The 18,501-nt window shown below is 43.8% G+C and carries 17 protein-coding genes; 1 reads left to right on the top strand and 16 read right to left on the bottom strand.

The genetic code is table 11. The features are described from left to right. Positions 1-8: 8 nt before the first annotated feature. The gene (gene spoIIQ / locus CRO56_RS01570) at positions 9-911 is read right to left on the bottom strand and encodes a stage II sporulation protein SpoIIQ (protein WP_097156833.1); all 903 of its coding nucleotides are present in this window, start codon (positions 909-911) and stop codon (positions 9-11) included. A 155-nt stretch (positions 912-1,066) separates the two neighbouring features. Here spoIIQ and CRO56_RS01565 point away from each other — a divergent pair, with 155 nt between their 5' ends. Then, on the top strand, positions 1,067-1,552 hold the full coding sequence (locus CRO56_RS01565; protein ID WP_142305169.1) for a VanZ family protein: 486 nt from the start codon (positions 1,067-1,069) through the stop codon (positions 1,550-1,552). A 37-nt stretch (positions 1,553-1,589) separates the two neighbouring features. Here CRO56_RS01565 and spoIID read toward each other — a convergent pair whose 3' ends face one another. From spoIID to CRO56_RS01485, 15 genes are all read right to left on the bottom strand, one after another. After that, positions 1,590-2,615: a stage II sporulation protein D gene (spoIID, locus tag CRO56_RS01560; protein WP_097156831.1), complete on the bottom strand. Its 1,026-nt coding sequence runs from the start codon at positions 2,613-2,615 to the stop codon at positions 1,590-1,592. Positions 2,616-3,980: 1,365 nt separating this feature from the next. Beyond that, entirely contained in the window at positions 3,981-5,285 is a 1,305-nt protein-coding gene (gene murA, locus CRO56_RS01555) for a UDP-N-acetylglucosamine 1-carboxyvinyltransferase (protein WP_097156830.1), read from the bottom strand. Positions 5,286-5,317: 32 nt separating this feature from the next. Next, positions 5,318-6,058: a YwmB family TATA-box binding protein gene (locus CRO56_RS01550; protein ID WP_097156829.1), complete on the bottom strand. Its 741-nt coding sequence runs from the start codon at positions 6,056-6,058 to the stop codon at positions 5,318-5,320. A gap of 427 nt (positions 6,059-6,485) precedes the next feature. After that, positions 6,486-6,722 carry a DUF1146 family protein gene (locus CRO56_RS01545; protein WP_097156828.1) on the bottom strand — a complete coding sequence of 79 codons (237 nt, stop codon included), beginning with the start codon at positions 6,720-6,722 and terminating at the stop codon, positions 6,486-6,488. 870 nt (positions 6,723-7,592) lie between these two features. Continuing rightward, a complete protein-coding gene (nuoN, locus tag CRO56_RS01535) occupies positions 7,593-9,101 on the bottom strand; it encodes an NADH-quinone oxidoreductase subunit NuoN (RefSeq protein ID WP_097156826.1) in 1,509 nt (502 codons plus the stop codon). A 5-nt stretch (positions 9,102-9,106) separates the two neighbouring features. Continuing rightward, positions 9,107-10,621, bottom strand: coding sequence for a complex I subunit 4 family protein (locus tag CRO56_RS01530; protein ID WP_097156825.1), 1,515 nt, complete (start codon positions 10,619-10,621; stop codon positions 9,107-9,109). Continuing rightward, on the bottom strand, positions 10,618-12,486 hold the full coding sequence (gene nuoL, locus CRO56_RS01525; RefSeq protein ID WP_097156824.1) for an NADH-quinone oxidoreductase subunit L: 1,869 nt from the start codon (positions 12,484-12,486) through the stop codon (positions 10,618-10,620). Before nuoL ends, CRO56_RS01530 begins: the two co-directional genes overlap by 4 nt. Before the next feature lie 58 nt (positions 12,487-12,544). Beyond that, on the bottom strand, positions 12,545-12,859 hold the full coding sequence (gene nuoK / locus CRO56_RS01520) for an NADH-quinone oxidoreductase subunit NuoK (RefSeq protein ID WP_097156823.1): 315 nt from the start codon (positions 12,857-12,859) through the stop codon (positions 12,545-12,547). Continuing rightward, on the bottom strand, positions 12,856-13,383 hold the full coding sequence (locus CRO56_RS01515) for an NADH-quinone oxidoreductase subunit J (protein ID WP_097156822.1): 528 nt from the start codon (positions 13,381-13,383) through the stop codon (positions 12,856-12,858). The genes nuoK and CRO56_RS01515 overlap by 4 nt, the downstream gene beginning before the upstream one ends. Next, positions 13,380-13,799, bottom strand: a complete 420-nt coding sequence (nuoI, locus tag CRO56_RS01510; RefSeq protein ID WP_097156821.1) for an NADH-quinone oxidoreductase subunit NuoI — start codon at positions 13,797-13,799, stop codon at positions 13,380-13,382. The genes CRO56_RS01515 and nuoI overlap by 4 nt, the downstream gene beginning before the upstream one ends. A gap of 59 nt (positions 13,800-13,858) precedes the next feature. Next, complete coding sequence (gene nuoH, locus CRO56_RS01505) at positions 13,859-14,854, bottom strand: NADH-quinone oxidoreductase subunit NuoH (RefSeq protein ID WP_425427166.1); 996 nt, start codon at positions 14,852-14,854, stop codon at positions 13,859-13,861. Positions 14,855-14,859: 5 nt separating this feature from the next. Next, positions 14,860-15,960: an NADH-quinone oxidoreductase subunit D gene (locus CRO56_RS01500; protein ID WP_097156819.1), complete on the bottom strand. Its 1,101-nt coding sequence runs from the start codon at positions 15,958-15,960 to the stop codon at positions 14,860-14,862. Positions 15,961-15,969: 9 nt separating this feature from the next. Continuing rightward, positions 15,970-17,376: an NADH-quinone oxidoreductase subunit C gene (locus tag CRO56_RS01495; RefSeq protein WP_245855540.1), complete on the bottom strand. Its 1,407-nt coding sequence runs from the start codon at positions 17,374-17,376 to the stop codon at positions 15,970-15,972. 2 nt (positions 17,377-17,378) lie between these two features. Continuing rightward, positions 17,379-17,891, bottom strand: a complete 513-nt coding sequence (locus CRO56_RS01490; protein WP_097156818.1) for a NuoB/complex I 20 kDa subunit family protein — start codon at positions 17,889-17,891, stop codon at positions 17,379-17,381. Beyond that, positions 17,882-18,262, bottom strand: a complete 381-nt coding sequence (locus tag CRO56_RS01485) for an NADH-quinone oxidoreductase subunit A (RefSeq protein WP_179714131.1) — start codon at positions 18,260-18,262, stop codon at positions 17,882-17,884. The genes CRO56_RS01490 and CRO56_RS01485 overlap by 10 nt, the downstream gene beginning before the upstream one ends. Between the last annotated feature and the right edge of the window lie 239 nt (positions 18,263-18,501).

Raw genomic sequence — 18,501 nt, 5'->3', positions numbered from 1 at the left:
TTACTTGATTATGCGTTATCTTGTCCAATGGAAGCGTCTGGAGATTCTTCTTCGTTATCACCAGTTTCATCAGCTGGTTCATCGGAAGTTTCTTCGTCGCTTTCTGTCTCATCGTCAACCTGGCCTTCATCGGCTGGCTCTTCAGCTGCAGGATCTTCAGTAGCTGGCTCTTCAGCAGCTGGATCTTCAACTGCTGGTTCATTCGCATCTGCTTCTTCATCAGCTGTTGCTTCAGTGTTCATCTCAACTAAAGCACTTAATGGATTATCAAAGGCTGTTAATGGATTAACTGCTTGTCCATCCACCCGTACTTCAAAGTGCAGATGAGTTCCTGCTGCTTCGTTTAATAGACTTTGACCAGCTGAAGCTAGTACTTGACCTTGCTCCACTTGATCGCCAACCTCAACTTGAATGTCAGTCACAGACTGATACTGGGTCACAACGCCTTCTGCATGTTTAACTTCAATGACATTCCCAAGCAGTGAATCTTCACGGATATCACTTACTACCCCAGCCATAGAGGCTACAACATTAAAGCTTTCCCCGTTTTCCATTGCAATATCGATACCTTTGTTAGGGCGATATTGATTATTATAAAATACGAGTGCGGCTTCTTGTTCCTCATTGGATGCTGCAGAATCCCAATATCCGGTTACTACTTTCACTTCATCCGGGTTTTCAACAGGCCATACGAAGTTTTCTAAGAGATTATTAACTTCGACGATATCGCCGTTTTCATTTACTACAGTACCAGTTTCATTAGGCTTTTGTGCTTCATCATCACCTGATGTGATCCATACTACTGCAGTAAGTAAAAGGGCCGCTGCTGAAATGTAGACTGCGGGAAAAATCCATTTTTTGCGTTGTGTGCCAGAGTTTTGAGAAGATCGCTTCTTTTCTTCCTCTCTCATTTTCATCACCTCAGCAATCAGTCTGAACAGATGAACCTATTTCTATACCTATCTTAAAAAAAATTTTTTTGGAGTTAGTTTTCGACAATTTTCCTATTTTATGCATGAATTCATAAAAATTTTTTTGAAGTATCCTTTTTAATAGGAACGGAGCTGTGCTACAATGTTTTACGCAGCTTGGAAAGGAACGTGGTACAATGAGGCTGTTTTTCCGTTGGTTATTGATTCTGTCTCCCTTTTTATATATGGGCCTGATTTGGGTCTTATCGAGTCTTCCGCATGATGCGATTATCAGAGTCAGCGATAATGAGTTTGATAAATGGTTTAAAGAATCCTTACATTTAATAGAGTTTGGGATTCTCTATTGTTTCATTGTTTTCTTTTTCATTATGATTGGGAAGTTCTCTTTGAGAAGCAGTCGTTTCGCTGCGGTTTGGGCATGTCTTTATGGGGTGATTGATGAGCTGCATCAGTATACGGTTCCTTACCGTTCATTTGCGGTGATAGATTTAGTGAAGGATTTTATTGGGGTTTTCGTTTGTTATATGATTATTACTCGAACGTTTTTTGCGAGTCCGCCGAAACAGCCGGGGCTGGCATTGAAAAAAATTCAGGTATACCTGACGGGTTCAAACAAATAAAGACACTCTGCCGCATGATGGGCGAGTGTCTTTTTCGTTATTTTTTAACCATGTATTGTTTTAAAAACGGTTCGGCCTCTGAAATGGTTACATCCTGATAATAGTGGCTGACGATGTCTTGATAGGTTTTTCCATCCTTCGCCATTCCGTTGGCTCCGTATTGGCTCATTCCAACTCCATGGCCATAGCCTTCTGTTGTGACAATTATTTCGTCTCCGCGCAGCACCCATGTAAAATCAGAGGAGGCGAGATCTAGCTTTTCTCTGACTTCACGTCCGGTCAATACCTTTTCGCCAATCTTGATTTGTTCAATCCTTTCCCCTTCAGTTCGGGAGAGAACTTTTCCAATATCCTTATTCGTGATTTTTACTCCCAGCTTTGCTTCGAATTCCTCAACTGTCAATGTTTTTTCTTGCGTGAATTTTGGGGATTCTTTGTCCCAAGGGCTTTCGACACTTCTTAAATAAGGAATTTCATTTTCCCAGTAGTCCTCTGAGTTTTCCGTGTAACCATTAGAGGTTGAGAAAAACGAGGCATCGATTGGTTTTCCTTCATAAGTGATGACTTGCCCGGCTGTTTCTGCAACCGCCTGGCGGATTTTGTTTATTTTGGCATCAAACTCGGTGCCCCAGCTCTTTTTTAATTCGGCCTCACTTTTAAACACCTGGTGTGACACCGAATCGGAAACGACTGCCCCTTCCGGCAAGCCTTCCGTATTACCCTGGTTTAACTGTCTGACTACATACGTTCTCGCCGCTAAGCTTTGAGCTTTTAAAGCTTCGAGCTCAAATTCGGCTGGCATTTCAGCAGCCACTACTCCTACAATGTATTGCTCCAATGGAAATTTTTCAATCTCCTCTGATCCGGTACGGTAGACAGCGACTTCGACTGCTTGGTCATTTAATAGTGCCGTCCATTCACTCTCTTCTAGCTGCTGGGATTCTTCAACAAGTTCCCCATTCTCATCATTGACGAGCGTCGGGAGAACAAGCAGAGTGGGAATTAATAGAATGAATAAACTTACTGCGGTTAATACTGCGACAATTGATTTCCAATCCTTCATGTTTTAGCCTCCGTACTTATGTAGTGTTGGTCCTTCGTTCGGTTTTTAAACCTACACTTCATATGTATGGAGGGGTTGGTCGAATTATGACAAGAATAGATTGGTTTCAAATAAAAATTAATAGAGTTGCTAGAATCGGGGTATTTTACATATGGGGTTCGCTCGTTTGTCATTAAAATGTAAAGATAAGAACGGGGTGTCTACCTCATGAATTAAAAAATGGTGTCATACAATAGGAAAAAGAATAGGCTTTTTAGGTAGATGGGACTAGTTAGAGAGGATATTTCAGTATATTTTGTTGGGTACTTTACTGGGATCGGCGGTTAATGGGGGATTGAGGGCGGTTAATTGGTCTCTGAGTTCGGTTATCCGTTCCTGAGTTCGGTTACGCGGTCTTTGAGTTCGGTTACGTGGTCTCTGAGTTCGGTTATCCGCTCCTGAGTTCGGTTATCCGTTCCTGAGTTCGGTTACGCGGTCTCTGAGTTCGGTTATCTGTTCCTTGAGTTCGGTTATCTGATCCTGAGTTCGGTTACGCGGTCTTTGAGTTCGGTTATCTGTTCCTTGAGTTCGGTTACGCGGTCTCTGAGTTCGGTTATCTGATCCTGAGTTCGGTTACGCGGTCTCTGAGTTCGGTTATCTGTTCCTGAGTTCGGTTACGCGGTCTCTGAGTTCGGTTTATCCGTTCCTGAGTTCGGTTATCCGTTCCTGAGTTCGGTTATCCGTTCCTGAGTTCGGTTATCCGTTCCTTGAGTTCGGTTACGCGGTCTCTGAGTTCGGTTATCTGTTCTTTGAGTTCGGTTACGCGGTCTCTGAGTTCGGTTATCCGTTCCTGAGTTCGGTTATCCGTTCCTTGAGTTCGGTTACGCGGTCTCTGAGTTCGGTTATCTGTTCCTTGAGTTCGGTTACGCGGTCTCTGAGTTCGGTTATCCGCTCCTGAGTTCGGTTATCCGTTCCTGAGTTCGGTTATCTGTTCCTTGAGTTCGGTTACGCGGTCTCTGAGTTCGGTTATCCGTTCCTGAGTTCGGTTACGCGGTCTCTGAGTTCGGTTATCTGATCCTGAGTTCGGTTATCTGTTCCTTGAGTTCGGTTACGCGGTCTTTGAGTTCGGTTATCTGTTCCTGAGTTCGGTTATCCGCTCCTGAGTTCGGTTAACCGTTCCTGAGTTCGGTTAACCGATCTCTGAGTCGGAAAAAAGCTCTTGGAGTTCGGTTATCAGGCTCTGAGTTCTGTTATTTGATACTGAGATTGCTTAAAATTGCCAACATCCGGTTACCAATACCATAAAAATAGAGTTCAGTCCTTCCATAGTTGGACAGATTCAAGCACAAAAAAATAAACCCTCCACCTACATGAAGGGTTTATCCTTTATTGAGCCACTTCTCTTTTCACAGTTTTACCTGTGAATTCATCTGCTTCTGAAACGCGTTCGATATCGGCACCGAGCATGGCAAGTTTGCCGTGGAAGTTGACATATCCTCTGTCAAGATGCTTCAATTCAGTCACACGAGTCATCCCATCTGCACGAAGTCCGGCTAAGATTAATGCAGCTGCTGCACGTAAATCAGTAGCGGCTACTTCGGCTCCTTGCAGTTCACATGGACCATTCATAATAACGGAACGTCCTTCGATTTTAATATCCGCATTCATGCGGCGGAATTCTTCCACGTGCATAAAACGATTTTCAAATACCGTTTCCGTGATCATGCTGGATCCTTGTGCACAGAGAAGCAAAGCCATCATTTGTGATTGCATGTCTGTAGGGAAACCTGGATGTGGCATCGTTTTTATATCGACGGCTTTTAGTTTATCAGGTCCGATTACACGGATTCCATCGTTTTCTTCTTTAATGGTGACACCCATTTCTTCCAGCTTTGCAACAAGTGAGGTTAAATGCTCTGGAACTGCTCCACGTACAAGGACATTTCCACGAGTAATCGCCGCAGCTACCATAAAGGTTCCTGCCTCAATTCGATCTGGAATAATCGCATGCTCTGTACCATACAATCTTGGTACACCTTCGATTTTAATGGTACCTGTGCCAGCACCCTTTACCCCGGCACCCATCTTATTTAAAAAGTTGGCTAAATCTACAATTTCTGGTTCTTTTGCACAGTTTTCAATAACCGTTGTGCCTTCTGCCAATGTTGCGGCCATCATAATATTTTCTGTAGCTCCCACACTCGGGAAATCTAAATACACTTTGGCACCTTTTAATTTTCCATTTACTTCAGCGTCGATAAATCCGTTCCCTACCTTTACGACCGCACCCATAGCTTCAAAGCCTTTTAAATGCTGATCAATAGGACGGGAACCGATTGCGCAGCCACCTGGTAAGGCTACGCGGGCACGCCCATTTCTAGCTAATAATGAACCCATGACAAGCACGGAAGCACGCATTTTTCGAACGTATTCAAACGGCGCTTCCTCTATTAACTCTCTAGATGCATCTACTTCAACAACACCTTCACGGATTGAAACATCCGCGCCTATATACCGTAAAACTTCACTGATGGTGTATACATCGGAGAGAGCTGGCACATCACGAATTACACTTTTTCCATCACTTGCTAATAACGATGCAGCGATGACAGGCAATACAGCATTCTTTGCACCTTCTACTTTTACAATGCCTTCAAGCCTATTTCCGCCGCGGACGATGATTTTTTCCAAGTGTATTCCCCTCCGCGTCCATATTCTCTATATTAATATTCAATCGTAATGATTGGTGTGCCTACCACAAAGGTAGTCTTTGCGCCCAATCCTTCATTTCGCAGTCCAATCTGAACGTTCATGTTGTGAAAGTTCGCTAATTCATTGCTTAATTTTTTCGAATAGCCAGATACCGAAACAAAATCTTCTTCCTGAAGGGATTCAATTTTCTCTGCTTTTAGGCTTTCGAGGATTTGGTTCGCCTTCTCTGGTAAATCCTCAACCATTGTATCACTGAAATCCCCTTCAATACTAGTAAAAACTTGGGGTTGTACGGCAAATTCTTCATTCCAAAATTTAGTAAGACCATTGATTGCGGAGTTGACTTGCTTCTTATTCCAGTTTTGAGACGTAACCTCATATATAAGATACGTATGAAGGGTATCATTTGTGGGGGTTGCGGAAAGACGCAGTTCGATTGAATAGCCGTCTTTATTAACATGTCCCGTTAAGAGGCTTTGGTCATTTTTTTGGGAATAATCCCAGTGAAATTGCTCATAATGATGTTGGAAAGATTCAACAAGTCCATTCCAATCAGTTTCATCTGTAATTTGGGAATAAGATTTACTAGCATGGACGGTCCAATTATTAATGGATCCCCCTTCGCTTTGAAGAGTTTCCGCTAGCGTAAAAATTTGATGCTGCTGATTTGCCGTAGAGGTTATATTCCCAAAAAATCCAAATACCAAACAAAAAATTCCAACGATCCAAACAACCAGGTATTGACGCTTCATCTCTCTATCTCCTCTCCTTTACTAACCATTCTTACCATGTTAGAAAAGAGCATACCTGGTAATTGTCGTCATCCTTTGACTTCATTCCACTCTATGTATGTCAATCAGCGTGATGCCTGCAAAGTTCTATGAAATCTATGTCGGTTTTTGGGAAAATTGGTAGGAATATTACTATATTTTCTTATATGTTTTTGGAGGATTTGATTGCATGAAAATCGGTAAAGTAAAATGGTGAACACCTTCCCCAGAGAAGAAGGTGTTTCATTAGGTAAAACTTGCTTTCATACAATCAAAAGAAAATAGGTTATCCCTACCAACTTACTAGCAAAACCCAAGGAATATTTTCTATCTGTAATACAATTGTAATATAGATTAGGCTGGAAACATAGGGAAAGAAGTCCTAATTTTTAAACAAATGTTTAATCTTTTACGGCAAAAGTAATGGAAGCTGCTGCGACCATATTAAATAATCGAGGAAGAAATTACTAACACTAGATCCAATAGCAACGGTTAACAGTATATATAAAAGCCTAGCTTGTACAACGCGATTTACCCGGAGTAATTTATCAAAATGCAGCGCCTGCAATGCCCACCAGGTAATCCCGATGAACAGAAGATGTGAAAGGATACTAACCAGTGCCTGTTGCCCAAAGTCTGTCACCATGTGAATACCTCCTTTTTAACATGATAACATAGGTGGTTAGGGAGAGGTGGAAATAAAGATGGTGACGATTATAGGATTGTTGGGGGATAAGGGGTGATTAGTTGAACTTGAGGAAGTTGGTTTGGGCTTTTTAGAATGGAATTGGGCGATTTGAGAAATTATTGGGCGCCTCTAACTCGGAATTGGGCGGTTTTGAGAAATTATTGGGCGCCTCTAACTCAGAATTGGGCGGCTTTGAAAAATTATTGGGCGCCTCTAACTCGGAATTGGGCGGCTTTGAGATTTATTGGGCGCCTCTAACTCAGAATTGGGCGGCTTTGTGAATTATTGGGCGGCCCATAACCGGAATTGGGCTGCTTTGAGAAATTATTGGGCGCCTCTAACTCGGAATTGGGCGGCTTTGAGAAATTATTGGGCGGCCCATAACCGGAATTGGGCTGCTTTGAGAAATTATTGGGCGCCTCTAACTCAGAATTGGGCGGCTTTGAGAATTATTGGGCGGCCCATAACCGGAATTGGGCGGCTTTGAGATTTATTGGGGGCCCATAACCGGAATTGGGCGGCTTTGAGAAATTATTGGGCGCCTCTAACTCGGAATTGGGCGGCTTTGAGAATTATTGGGCGCCTCTAACTCAGAATTGGGCGGCTTTGAGAATTATTGGGCGCCTCTAACTCAGAATTGGGCGCTTTGAGGATTTTTCGGGCGCGCACTCTTGGAATTAGGCGGCAATTTCAACAATCGGGGGGACAAATTCATATTTGGACGTTGCTGAGCGTTAATTGGAATACGAATATCCTTTTAACCCACAAGCAAATCTAAAAGAATAAAAGCTGCAGCCCTCTTTCGGCTACAGCTTCACTAACAAACCCTTACAAATCCATAAACCCCGTAAACGTCATGTGAAAAATATCTGTTGCCAGGGATGGATCGAGGCCAAACCAAATGGTAGCCACTACACAGACGACTACAACAACAGCAGGTCCAGTCGGTACCGCAACCGAACTTAGCTTCGAATCCACCGGCCGGAAGAACATTTGGATCATGACTCCGAAGTAATATATATACGAAATTACAGTGGTCAGAATCATAATCGTTCCTAAGATAATGTGCCCTGGATGTGCGAAAAAGGCATTTGTTAATATTTGAAGCTTTCCGATAAACCCTGCTGTCCCCGGAATCCCTGCCAGCGACAGCAGGAATACCGCCATCGCTACTGCGAGTACGGGTGTTTTTTTATACAGCCCGGCAAAAGAACTGATGTCCTCTGATTTTGTTGTTTCGGTGACCATCTGTAAGACGGTAAAAGCCCCTAGGGTCATAAAAATATAGATAAACAGGTAAAACCAAATCGCTTCATACATAAACGGTGCTAAAGTCGTAAACGCCACTAAGATATAGCCGGCATGGCCAATGCTCGAGTAGGCGAGCATTCGTTTTACATTGCGCTGGCGAATCGCAATTAGGTTTCCGACAATCATCGTTAATGCTGCGATTACACCGAGATACACTTGGGCATCAATTAAAAGAGTTCCTGTTTCTCCTTCACTTGGTGTGGCGGAGAAAATCGACAGTGCCAAGCGTATTAGTAATACAAACCCGGCTGCTTTTGAAACCACACTCAAGAATGCAGCTACAGGAGTCGGTGCTCCTTGATATACGTCGGGAGCCCACATTTGAAACGGAACGGAAGCTATTTTAAAGGCGACTCCAACGAGTACCATAAAAAACGCTATTCCCAGTAAATAGGTGTAATTTTCACTCATGGGCGAGGACAAGGCTAATCGGATTTCTGCTAAATTAGTTGACCCGCTTAGCCCATAAATATAACTGAGTCCAAACAGGAGAATCGCCGAGGCTATTCCTCCATTTATCACATATTTCATGGCCGATTCATTAGAGCGTTTATCTTTCTTTTTAAGTCCGGCCAAAATATAGGACGAAATTGACAATAGCTCTAAACCGACAAAGAGAGTGATTAAATCAGCACTTGATGTGATAAACATGGCGCCTAAAAGCGCTGTTAGCAAGAGGTAGTAAAACTCGCCCCGATACTCCTCCAAACCTTCTTCTTTTTTAACCCCGATCGCCATTAAGAGAACTAAGGCTGTACCAATTAACAGCAGCACCTTGAACGTCTTTGCAAATCCATCTAAGTAAAAGGTATCAAACAGGATAGACACTGTTGGAGCTTGAAGGACCTGAGCTAAAGCGACAAAGGCTAGTGCAATACTGCCTAAGGCTAACCAGCCAATTATGTTTCGGTTTACCTTTTTGGGCAGAAACAAATCTACTACACTTAATATCGCTGCAGCACCAAAAATGATAAATTCCGGCGCCATCATTTCCCATTGAAAAAGCTTTAACGTTTCCCAATCCATTCACGTCAACCCCCTATTCTTACCATGATGGCTTGTAATGATGTAAAAAGTGGTTCTGTAAGAATGGCAGGGAACACGCCAATAGCGATAATAGAAATCACCAGTAAACCTGAAGGAACCCATTCAATCGGCTTCAAATCTCCCCACTCTTGTTTTCGTTTTGGTTCCCCGTACGTAATTCCAAGAACCGCTCTAAGCACATAGACGGCTGTTAAAATCAGTCCTAACAGACCGATATATCCTGCTGTCGGATGGGATTTGAATATACCGACAAAAGCTGTAAATTCACTGATAAAACCGGACATGCCTGGGATTCCTAATGAAGCAAGTCCTGTTGTCAAAAGGAGCCCTGCAACTACTGGTACAGATTTGACCAAGCCGCCCAGCTCTGAAATATTGGTTGTCCCTGTCCTCGCGTATAAAACCCCCACGAGGAAGAAGAAGAGGCTTGAAATCAGTCCATGGGAGATGACCTGAAACATCGCCCCTTGCAGACCTTCCATATTCAAAGCGCCTAGTCCAATTAAGACAATCCCCATATGGGAGACAGAGGAATAGGCTAGCACTTTCTTTAAATCATCTTGGATTAAGGCAAGGAATGCTCCGTATAAAAGGTTGATAAGCCCAAGAATAATGATGACTACTCCTATGCTCGCAAATTCTTTTGGGAAGATTTCCATGCCGAAACGGATCAAACCGTATGCGCCAATTTTCAAAAGGATGCCTGAATGGATCATAACAACAGGAGGCGGTGCTTGTGTATGAACATGGACCATCCACGTATGGAATGGAAAAATCGGCAATTTAATCCCAAATGCAATCAGGATCGGGATCAATAGCCCCATTCTTAGTGCTGGTGTCATTTTAACTAAGTCGAATGTCGCTTCATCCTGAAGCACTTGTCCGAGTAATCCGAACTGGACTGTACCTGTTTTCGCAAACAAAATCGTTATCACAATCAGTAAGATAGCTGACCCTAGTCCGTTATAAATTAAAAAGCTATACGCAGCTTTTTCTTTAAATGCGTAACCCCACTTTCCAATTAAGAAAAAGGCCGTTACAAGCGTTATCTCAAAAAATAAGAAAAAGAGAATCATATTTTCAGCTGCAAACACACCGAGCATGCCTAACTCAAGCAAAAGGAAGAGCTGAAAATAGCCTTTCCACTCCTTTTCAATTCTTAGTGAAGCGATTGCTGCCATCGTTGCAATAAAAGCGGTTAAAACGAGCAGCAAAAGTGAAAAGCCATTGACCCCAACTTCGTAGTTAATGGAAAACATATACTTTCCATATTGTTCTTCACTGCCTAAACGGAACCATGTCTGTTTTTCAGCCCAGGTTGATACATCTATACCTTGCTGTGACTTTATATAGGCTGTGAATGTAAGGATTAATGACGGGATCGTAGCTAATATCCCCAACGATTTGATTAAGCCTTCTTTTTCCTTGGGAATGAATAAAAGAACCACCACACCGAGAAGAGGAGCCAAAATGATGGTTGATAGTAATGGAAAACTCATTTAAGAACCCCTCCTGTCAGCATATAAATCGCTAAAAGTACTGCTAATCCTAAAAAGGCTACACTTCCGTACCATTGAACCTGTCCAGTCTGCCATTTTGCCCCTTGTCTCCCCAATTGGACAACCAGTACGGCAATCCCGCGGACGATGCCGGAAACGATATAACGGTCAATCCACTGTAACAGCAGGCTGATCCATCTTGTTACACGAATAATGGTCGCTTCGTAGATTTCATCGATATAATACTTATTTTGCAAGACTTGCATTGTAAGCGGTAAAGCAGGTGAAGTCGTTTCTTTGGACAGATTCCCCTTTCCGTAGGTCCAAAATGCAAGTCCAATTCCTCCAAGTGAGAGGAATATGGAAGCGAGCATAATCCAGAGCGGACCTTCCGCATGCGAGGCTCCAAACTGATTGGTGCCTTCGATGAGCCAGTCCCCTAAAAAGTGCCCGAACCAAGGGGTTTGAATATAGCCGATGAATATAGCAAAAAACGCGAGTACTGCCATTGGAACGACCATAACATTAGGAGATTCGTGAACTTTTTTCTGCTTTACACTCGGTTTTCCATGAAAAACAAGGAAGTAGAGCCGAAACATATAGAATCCGGTTAAAAAAGTCGTTACAAGGGCAAATACAAAGAGAATCAGATATCCTCCGCTCCAGGCTGCCAATAAAATTTCATCTTTACTAAAAAAGCCTGAAAGTAATGGAACTCCGGTGATGGCGAGTGTTCCGATTAAGAAAAGCGGTCCCGTTGATTTAAGCTTATCCTTAAGTCCGCCCATTTCGCGGATGTCCTGTGTACCCGTGGCATGAATCACACTTCCTGCGGCAAGGAACAGGAGCGCTTTAAAAAAGGCATGAGTGGTCAGGTGAAAGACGGCTGCGACAAACCCTCCCGATCCTAATGCAAGCATCATATATCCAAGCTGGCTCACTGTTGAGTATGCGAGTACGCGTTTGATATCGTTTTGCACAAGCGCAATCGATGCAGCAAATATTGCGGTAAATCCGCCTAAACATGAGACCGTATACATTGCCGTCTCACTCAAGCTAAAGAGAGGGAATAAAATCGCAACTAAGTAAACGCCAGCAGCAACCATCGTTGCGGCATGGATTAAGGCAGATACTGGAGTTGGGCCTTCCATTGCATCTGGAAGCCAGGTATGGAGCGGAAATTGCCCCGATTTTCCTACTGCCCCAATAAAAATTAACAGGGCGCAAAGGATTGCGATTGTTCCAGATAACAAACCAGTCTCTGCAGCCTGATAAATATCAGTAAGCCGGAAGCTGCCTGTCTCAATATACAAAAGGATAATTCCCGCTAAAAGTGCGACATCCCCGATACGCGTCATGATAAATGCTTTTTTCGCGGCTTGTTTAGCTGCCTGTTTTTGATAATAAAAGCCGATTAGTAAAAATGAGCCAAGCCCGACAAGTTCCCAGAATATGTAGATTTGCAAGAGGTTTGGCGAGATGACTAATGCAAGCATCGCAAAAGTGAAAAAGCTTAAGTAGGCATAAAATGTTGAAAACCGCTCCTCACCATGCATATACCCCTTTGCATATATGTGAACGAGTAAGCTTACAATCGAAACGACAAAGAGCATTAAACTATTTAAGGCAGTTACTTCGATCCCTGCTGTTAAGATGATGTCTCCTAGTGTAAACCATTCCCACTCCAGGCTTACTGTTGCTGCCGTAAACCTCTCGATTAGAACAAAGAGGGAAAGCAGAAATGAAACAAAGACACCACTTATTCCTATATAAGCACTTGCTTCTCCCAGCGTTTTCCCGATCATAAGAAGCAAAATCGATACAACCAGGGGAATCAGCGGGATGAGCCACGCTTGTTCCATCATGTTTATCACAATCCTCCCATCCACCAGCACCTTAAGTGAAAGTGCCGATAGAAAAGAATTAGTGTTTCATTGTTTGGTAGTCATCGGTGTGTACAGATTTCCGATTTCGGTACAGCGCCATTACTATCGCTAGCCCCACAGCTGCTTCAGCTGCCGCCACCGTAATCGTGAAAAGCGAAAAAACCTGTCCCGTTAAACTAGGGGCTACCCCGAGTTTAGCGAAGGCAATCAGATTTAAATTAACTGCATTCAGCATCAATTCGATACAGATTAAGACAATCACCGTATTTTTCTTGGTGAGAGCTCCATAAAGGCCAATACAAAATAAAATCAGGGCCAAGGTTAAAAAGGCTGAGACAGGCACTGCGCTCATGAGGATCCCTCCTCTTTTTCATCATCTTTTTTGGCTAAAACAATGGCCCCCACTAATGCAACTAGCAGCAAAACCGATGCTAATTCAAACGGAATTACATATTTTGAGAAAAGCTCAATTCCGATTTGCTTTGTATTTTCCAGATGGAGATTGGCAGTCTGTTCAGGAATCTCTAGTCTGAAAATGCCGTAGTATACGACAACCGCAAAGACCATCACACCTAAAAAGAGAAGAAATTTTCTCCCTTTGTCCTGATCATTCTGCTCCTCATCGAGGTGGCGAGTCAGCATGATGCCAAACAGCATGATAATCGTGACGGCACCGGAGTAAATTAAGATCTGCACAACCGCGACAAATTCGGCGGATAGCATCACATACACACCAGCCAGGCTGACGAAGGTCATGACAAGTGCCAGTACCATATGGACGACTTTTTTTAGCTGAAGCAGGAGAATTCCTCCAATTAAACTGACAAGCGCGAGGATGAGAAAGAGTAAGAGCTCCCCTGAAAATGTGAAGGTCATACCGTATTCTCCTCCCGAATGTTTTCATCGTTTTCATTGAGCCATTCGAGATCTTTAAACAAGTTATCTCTACTGTATTCAGCTAATTCAAAGTTATTCGTCATCACAATCGCCTCGGTTGGACAAACCTCTGTACATAAATCACATAAAATACAAATCTCAAAATTAATATCATAGGTTTCGATAATTTTTCCGCGTTTTGACGGGTCCGGATGTTTTTTACCGGTTAGTGAAATACAATTCGTTGGACAGATATTGACACATTGATTGCAGACGATACATTTTTCCGGATAAAATTTTTGGATTCCCCGAAATCGGTCAGGCATTTCGATTGACTCGTTCGGATAGTCGTACGTTACCTTCTTTTTGGATAGGTTTTTTAACGTATAGGCTAATCCTTTTGCTAATCCTAGCATTCCTATTTCCTCCTTCCATTGGCGGTTAAGGTCTGGCTTTTTAGATTTGATAACTCCCCTTATCCTGCGATCAAACCTTTAAACAAAGCTGTAACAAAGATATTAGCGAGCGCAACCGGGAGCAGCACCTTCCAGCCAAACTCCATTAATTGGTCGGCACGGAGTCTTGGAAACGTAAAACGGATCCAAAGAAGAAGAAAGACAACAATCATAAATTTAATACTGAACCAGACAGCCCCTGGTATAAAACTTAGGAATGGCAGCGGCAGCCAGCCTCCTAAAAAGAGAGCGGTGGTTAACCCCGCCATTGCAAACATGTATACATATTCAGCCAGCATGAAGAAGGCAAAACGGAAGCCTGAGTATTCGACATGGTACCCTGCGACAAGCTCAGATTCAGCCTCTGGCAAATCAAACGGTGTCCGGTTCAGCTCAGCCACTGAGGCAATCAAAAAAATTAAAAACGCAACAGGCTGATACAGGATAAACCAAACGGACTCTTGTGCTTCCACGATATCTACTAGATTAATAGAACCCGCTAATAAAATAACCCCGACAAGCGACATCACAAGCGGTATTTCATAGGAGATCATTTGCGCGGCGGCCCGCATTCCGCCGATCAGTGAATATTTATTGTTAGATGCCCACCCTCCCGCGATAATGCCAAGAGTTGATAAGCCGGATATGCCAATGTAATAAAGGAGGCCAACCCCAATGTCGGCAAACTGCAGGTTTTCCGTAAAAGGAATGACCGCCAATACTAAAAAGGCAGGGGTGAAGGCAATCACGGGTGCTAAAATGAATAAGGGGCGGTCTGCCACCTTCGGAATCGTATCTTCCTTGATTAATAGCTTTAGTACGTCGGCGACCGTTTGCAGGAGCCCATAGCGCCCACCGACTTGATTAGGGCCGTGACGCAGCTGCATGAAGCCCATTACCTTTCGTTCAGCTAAGATCGCATAGGTAACAAAGCCAAGAACCGCAAACAAAAGGAGTGCTGTAAAAACGACGTACATGAGAAAACTTGTGAAGGCCGGCGCATTTTGTACCCACATGTCCATTATCCGTCCACCTCCCCAAGTACAATGTCAATCGCACCTAAAATCGCAATTAAGTTCGCCATATTCTGACCTTTCAATAGCTTCGGTAAGATCTGCAGGTTGTAAAAGGATGGCCGTCTGAATTTTAAGCGGTACGGCTCTTTTTTGCCGTCGCTCGCAATATAGCAGCCAATCTCCCCGCGTGGCGATTCAATTCGGACAAACGCCTCTCCCTGCGGCGGTCTGATAATCCGCGGGACCTTGCCCATAATTTCTCCATCCTTTGGAAATTGTTCACATGCCTGCTCTACAATTTTTAGCGATTCTTCTATTTCGGCCAGACGGCATTGATAGCGGGCCCAGGCATCTCCTGACGTTTCTGTCGGAACATCAAAGTCAAACCGGTCATAAATCGAATACGGTTCGTCTTTTCTTAAATCCCATTTCACCCCGGTACAGCGCAGGTTTGCCCCGCTCAGGCTATAATTAATCGCATCCTCTTGGGTGTAAGTCCCTACCCCTTTAAGCCGGCTTTGAAAAATCTCATTCCCGGTAACGAGCTGGTGATAGCCCTTTAATTGCTCGCGCATATATGGAACAAATTCCTCAACCTTCTCAATCCAGCCAGGCGGTGCATCCCATTTGACCCCTCCGACTCTCATATAATTAAAGGTCAGCCTGCCGCCGGATAATTCATTTAAAAGATTAATAATCATTTCCCGCTCGCGGAATGCATATAAAAATGGACTCACCGCTCCAATATCCAATAAATAGGTGCCCCACCAAACAAGATGGCTTGCAATTCTCCCCAGTTCCATCGCCAGTACCCGCAAATATTCAGCCCGCTCTGGAATTTCCGCTCCGATCATCGTCTCAACCGCATGACAAATGACATAATTATTTGTCATGGCAGCCAAGTAATCCATGCGGTCAGTATATGGAATTATTTGCGTGAACTGCAGATTTTCAGCGATTTTTTCGGTACCGCGGTGCAAATAGCCTATGACAGGATTCGCCTCTTTAATGATTTCTCCATCAATTTTGATGACGAGGCGGAATACACCGTGGGTGCTTGGATGCTGGGGACCAACGTTTAACAGCATTTCTTCAGTGCGTATCATACCCTTACCCTACACCTCCACATCGTACGGTTCGTAATCTTTGCGGAGGGGGTGTCCGACCCAATCCTCTCCAAGAAAAATCCGGTGCAGCTTCGGATGACCGCTAAAGCGAATTCCGAGTAAATCGTAAGTTTCACATTCAGGCCAGTTTGCTCCTGCCCAAAGCGGCGTAACTGATTCAATCTCTGGGTTGTCCCGGTTAAGCTTCACTTTTAATGCCGCCGAGTGCTTATGTTTGAATGAAAACAAATGAAGATATACTTCCATATGCGTTTCAAAATCTGTACCGTGTAATTCAGAGAGAAAGTTGAAGTCGAGTTCCGGATGTTTATATAGAGACTCCGCAATTCGGAAGTACGTTTCCCGTTTGGCAACCAGTGTCGGTACATCCTTTGACAGCCGGTTGATGTACGCCTCTTCTAAACATTCGTCCCCGAGCTCCTTCTTTAAAATCTCCACATACTTGTCTAATAGTGGCTGCAATGGCGATGGCGGCAGTTCCTTCGGTTCGGCAGCCTCTTCACGGGAGCGTCTTGGCCGATCCGGTCGTGCTCTTTCAGCACCAGTTTCCCCCCTGGCTTTGGCAACTGCGGCAGCCTTTGCTTTTGCTTCAGCGATTCGTTTCGCCCGTTCATCGTTTTCGGCCGAGGCTGGTTGTTCGCCGTTTTCTTTTGCTTGAGCTTCTTCTCTGGCCTTTTTGGCAGCTGCAGCTTTGGCCTTTGCCTCAGCGATTCGTTTCGCCCGTTCATCGTTTTCGGCCGAGGCTGGTTGTTCGCCGTTTTCTTTTGCTTGAGCTTCTTCTCTGGCCTTTTTGGCAGCTGCAGCTTTGGCCTTTGCCTCAGCGATTCGTTTCGCTCTTTCGTCGGCGGCTGCGTCGGTTGAAGGCCCTTGTTCACTATTTTCCTCTGTGGCCTTCGTATCCTCTCTTTCTTTTATTGCGGCTGCCGCTAGCTCCTTGGCCGCTGCAATCCTTTGTGCTCTTTCATCTGCAGCTGGGTCTGTTGAGGCGTCGGGCTCAATCGTTTCTTCCTCATTAGCCTCTGTTTCCGTTTCCCCCGATTCAGCTTTTTGTTGAGAGTCGGAAGCCTGGTCTGATTTTTTTTCTTCTTCAACAGGCTGGCTTCCCTCGCTAGTCTCCTCTTTTATTGAAGAGTCTTCGGCCCTTTCTTCTTCTGGTGACCCGCTTTCGTTTCCGGACAGAATGATCTCATTTCCCCCTATTTCTTGAGCAGTCACATTAACAACTGGCTTTTCTGTATCTTGTGGCGCTTCTTTTAACGTATCTTCTGTTTCTGTCTGATCATTGTTAACGCTTTCAACCGCTGTTTTCCCTTCTTGATCTTTTTGTTCTTCTGGACCTTTTTGGTCAAGCTTTTCCGTTTCCATCAGGTCCTCTCTTTTTTTGTCCTCTGACACGATTACCTCACCCTCTTCCCGGTTGTTGCCTCGTATCTGATTTTTTCCTTTAATTTATTGATCCCGTATATAAGTGCTGCCGGGTTGGGTGGACAGCCTGGTATGTATACATCAACAGGTACGACCTGATCCACTCCCTTCACAACAGAGTAGGAATTGACGTACGGACCGCCTGCTGTTGCACAGGAACCCATCGCTATTACCCATTTCGGCTCTGGCATCTGATCATACAATCTTCTGACAATCGGCGCCATTTTCTTTGTTACTGTTCCTGAAACAATCATCACATCTGATTGTCTTGGGGATGTCCGGAAGAACGACCCAAAACGGTCTACATCATAATGGGCTCCTCCAACGCCCATCATTTCAATCGCACAACATGCCAATCCAAACGTCATCGGCCATAATGAATTGCTTCTGGCCCAGCCTTTCAGCTGTTCCAATGTCGAAAAAAACACATTACGCTTGACCTCTGCCTCTTCAAGCGGTGAGAAAGCTTCTAATTTTACATCCATTTCAACACCTTCTTTTTCCAAGCGTAGATTAGTCCGATGAGTAGCATGACAACAAAGATGAGCATTTCAATGAGGGCGAAGATTCCGAGTTCTTCATAGGCAACCGCCCATGGATATAAAAACACAGTTTCTACATCAAAGATGACGAAAAGAAGAGCAAACATGTAGTAGCGAACGTTAAACTGAACTCTCGAATCATGAAATGGATCTATCCCGCTTTCATAAGTCGTATACTTGGCCGGTTGCGGCACGTTCGGTCTGAGGAGTTTTCCTAGGGTTAATGCAACGATTGGAAGCATGATCCCTACTAAAAGAAATGCTAAAATCATTAAATAATGATTTTGGTAAACATGTAAAAAGTCCAAACGCATCCCTTCCCGTTTTTAAATTTTTAGAATCATCTTAATATTAGTAATTCTAGGGTCATTATAGCAAATACTGGCTGCAAACTCTAGCAGAATTCCTATTACTCTAATTTGTATGTGATAGGATAGGTTTCTATCACTCTTACAGGTTATTTTTAGGTTGGGTAGGGATGTGCGGTTCACGTTAGTTGGTTTATTAAGCTTAGTGATTTGTTTGATTTTATTAAAGGCTGGTTTTTTAGAGA

The sequence above is a fragment of the Bacillus oleivorans genome (assembly GCF_900207585.1).
Taxonomy (GTDB): Bacteria; Bacillota; Bacilli; order Bacillales; family JC228; genus Bacillus_BF; species Bacillus_BF oleivorans.
The sequence above is the reverse complement of the archived record's forward strand: the minus strand, read 5'-3'. Positions and strand labels throughout refer to the sequence as shown.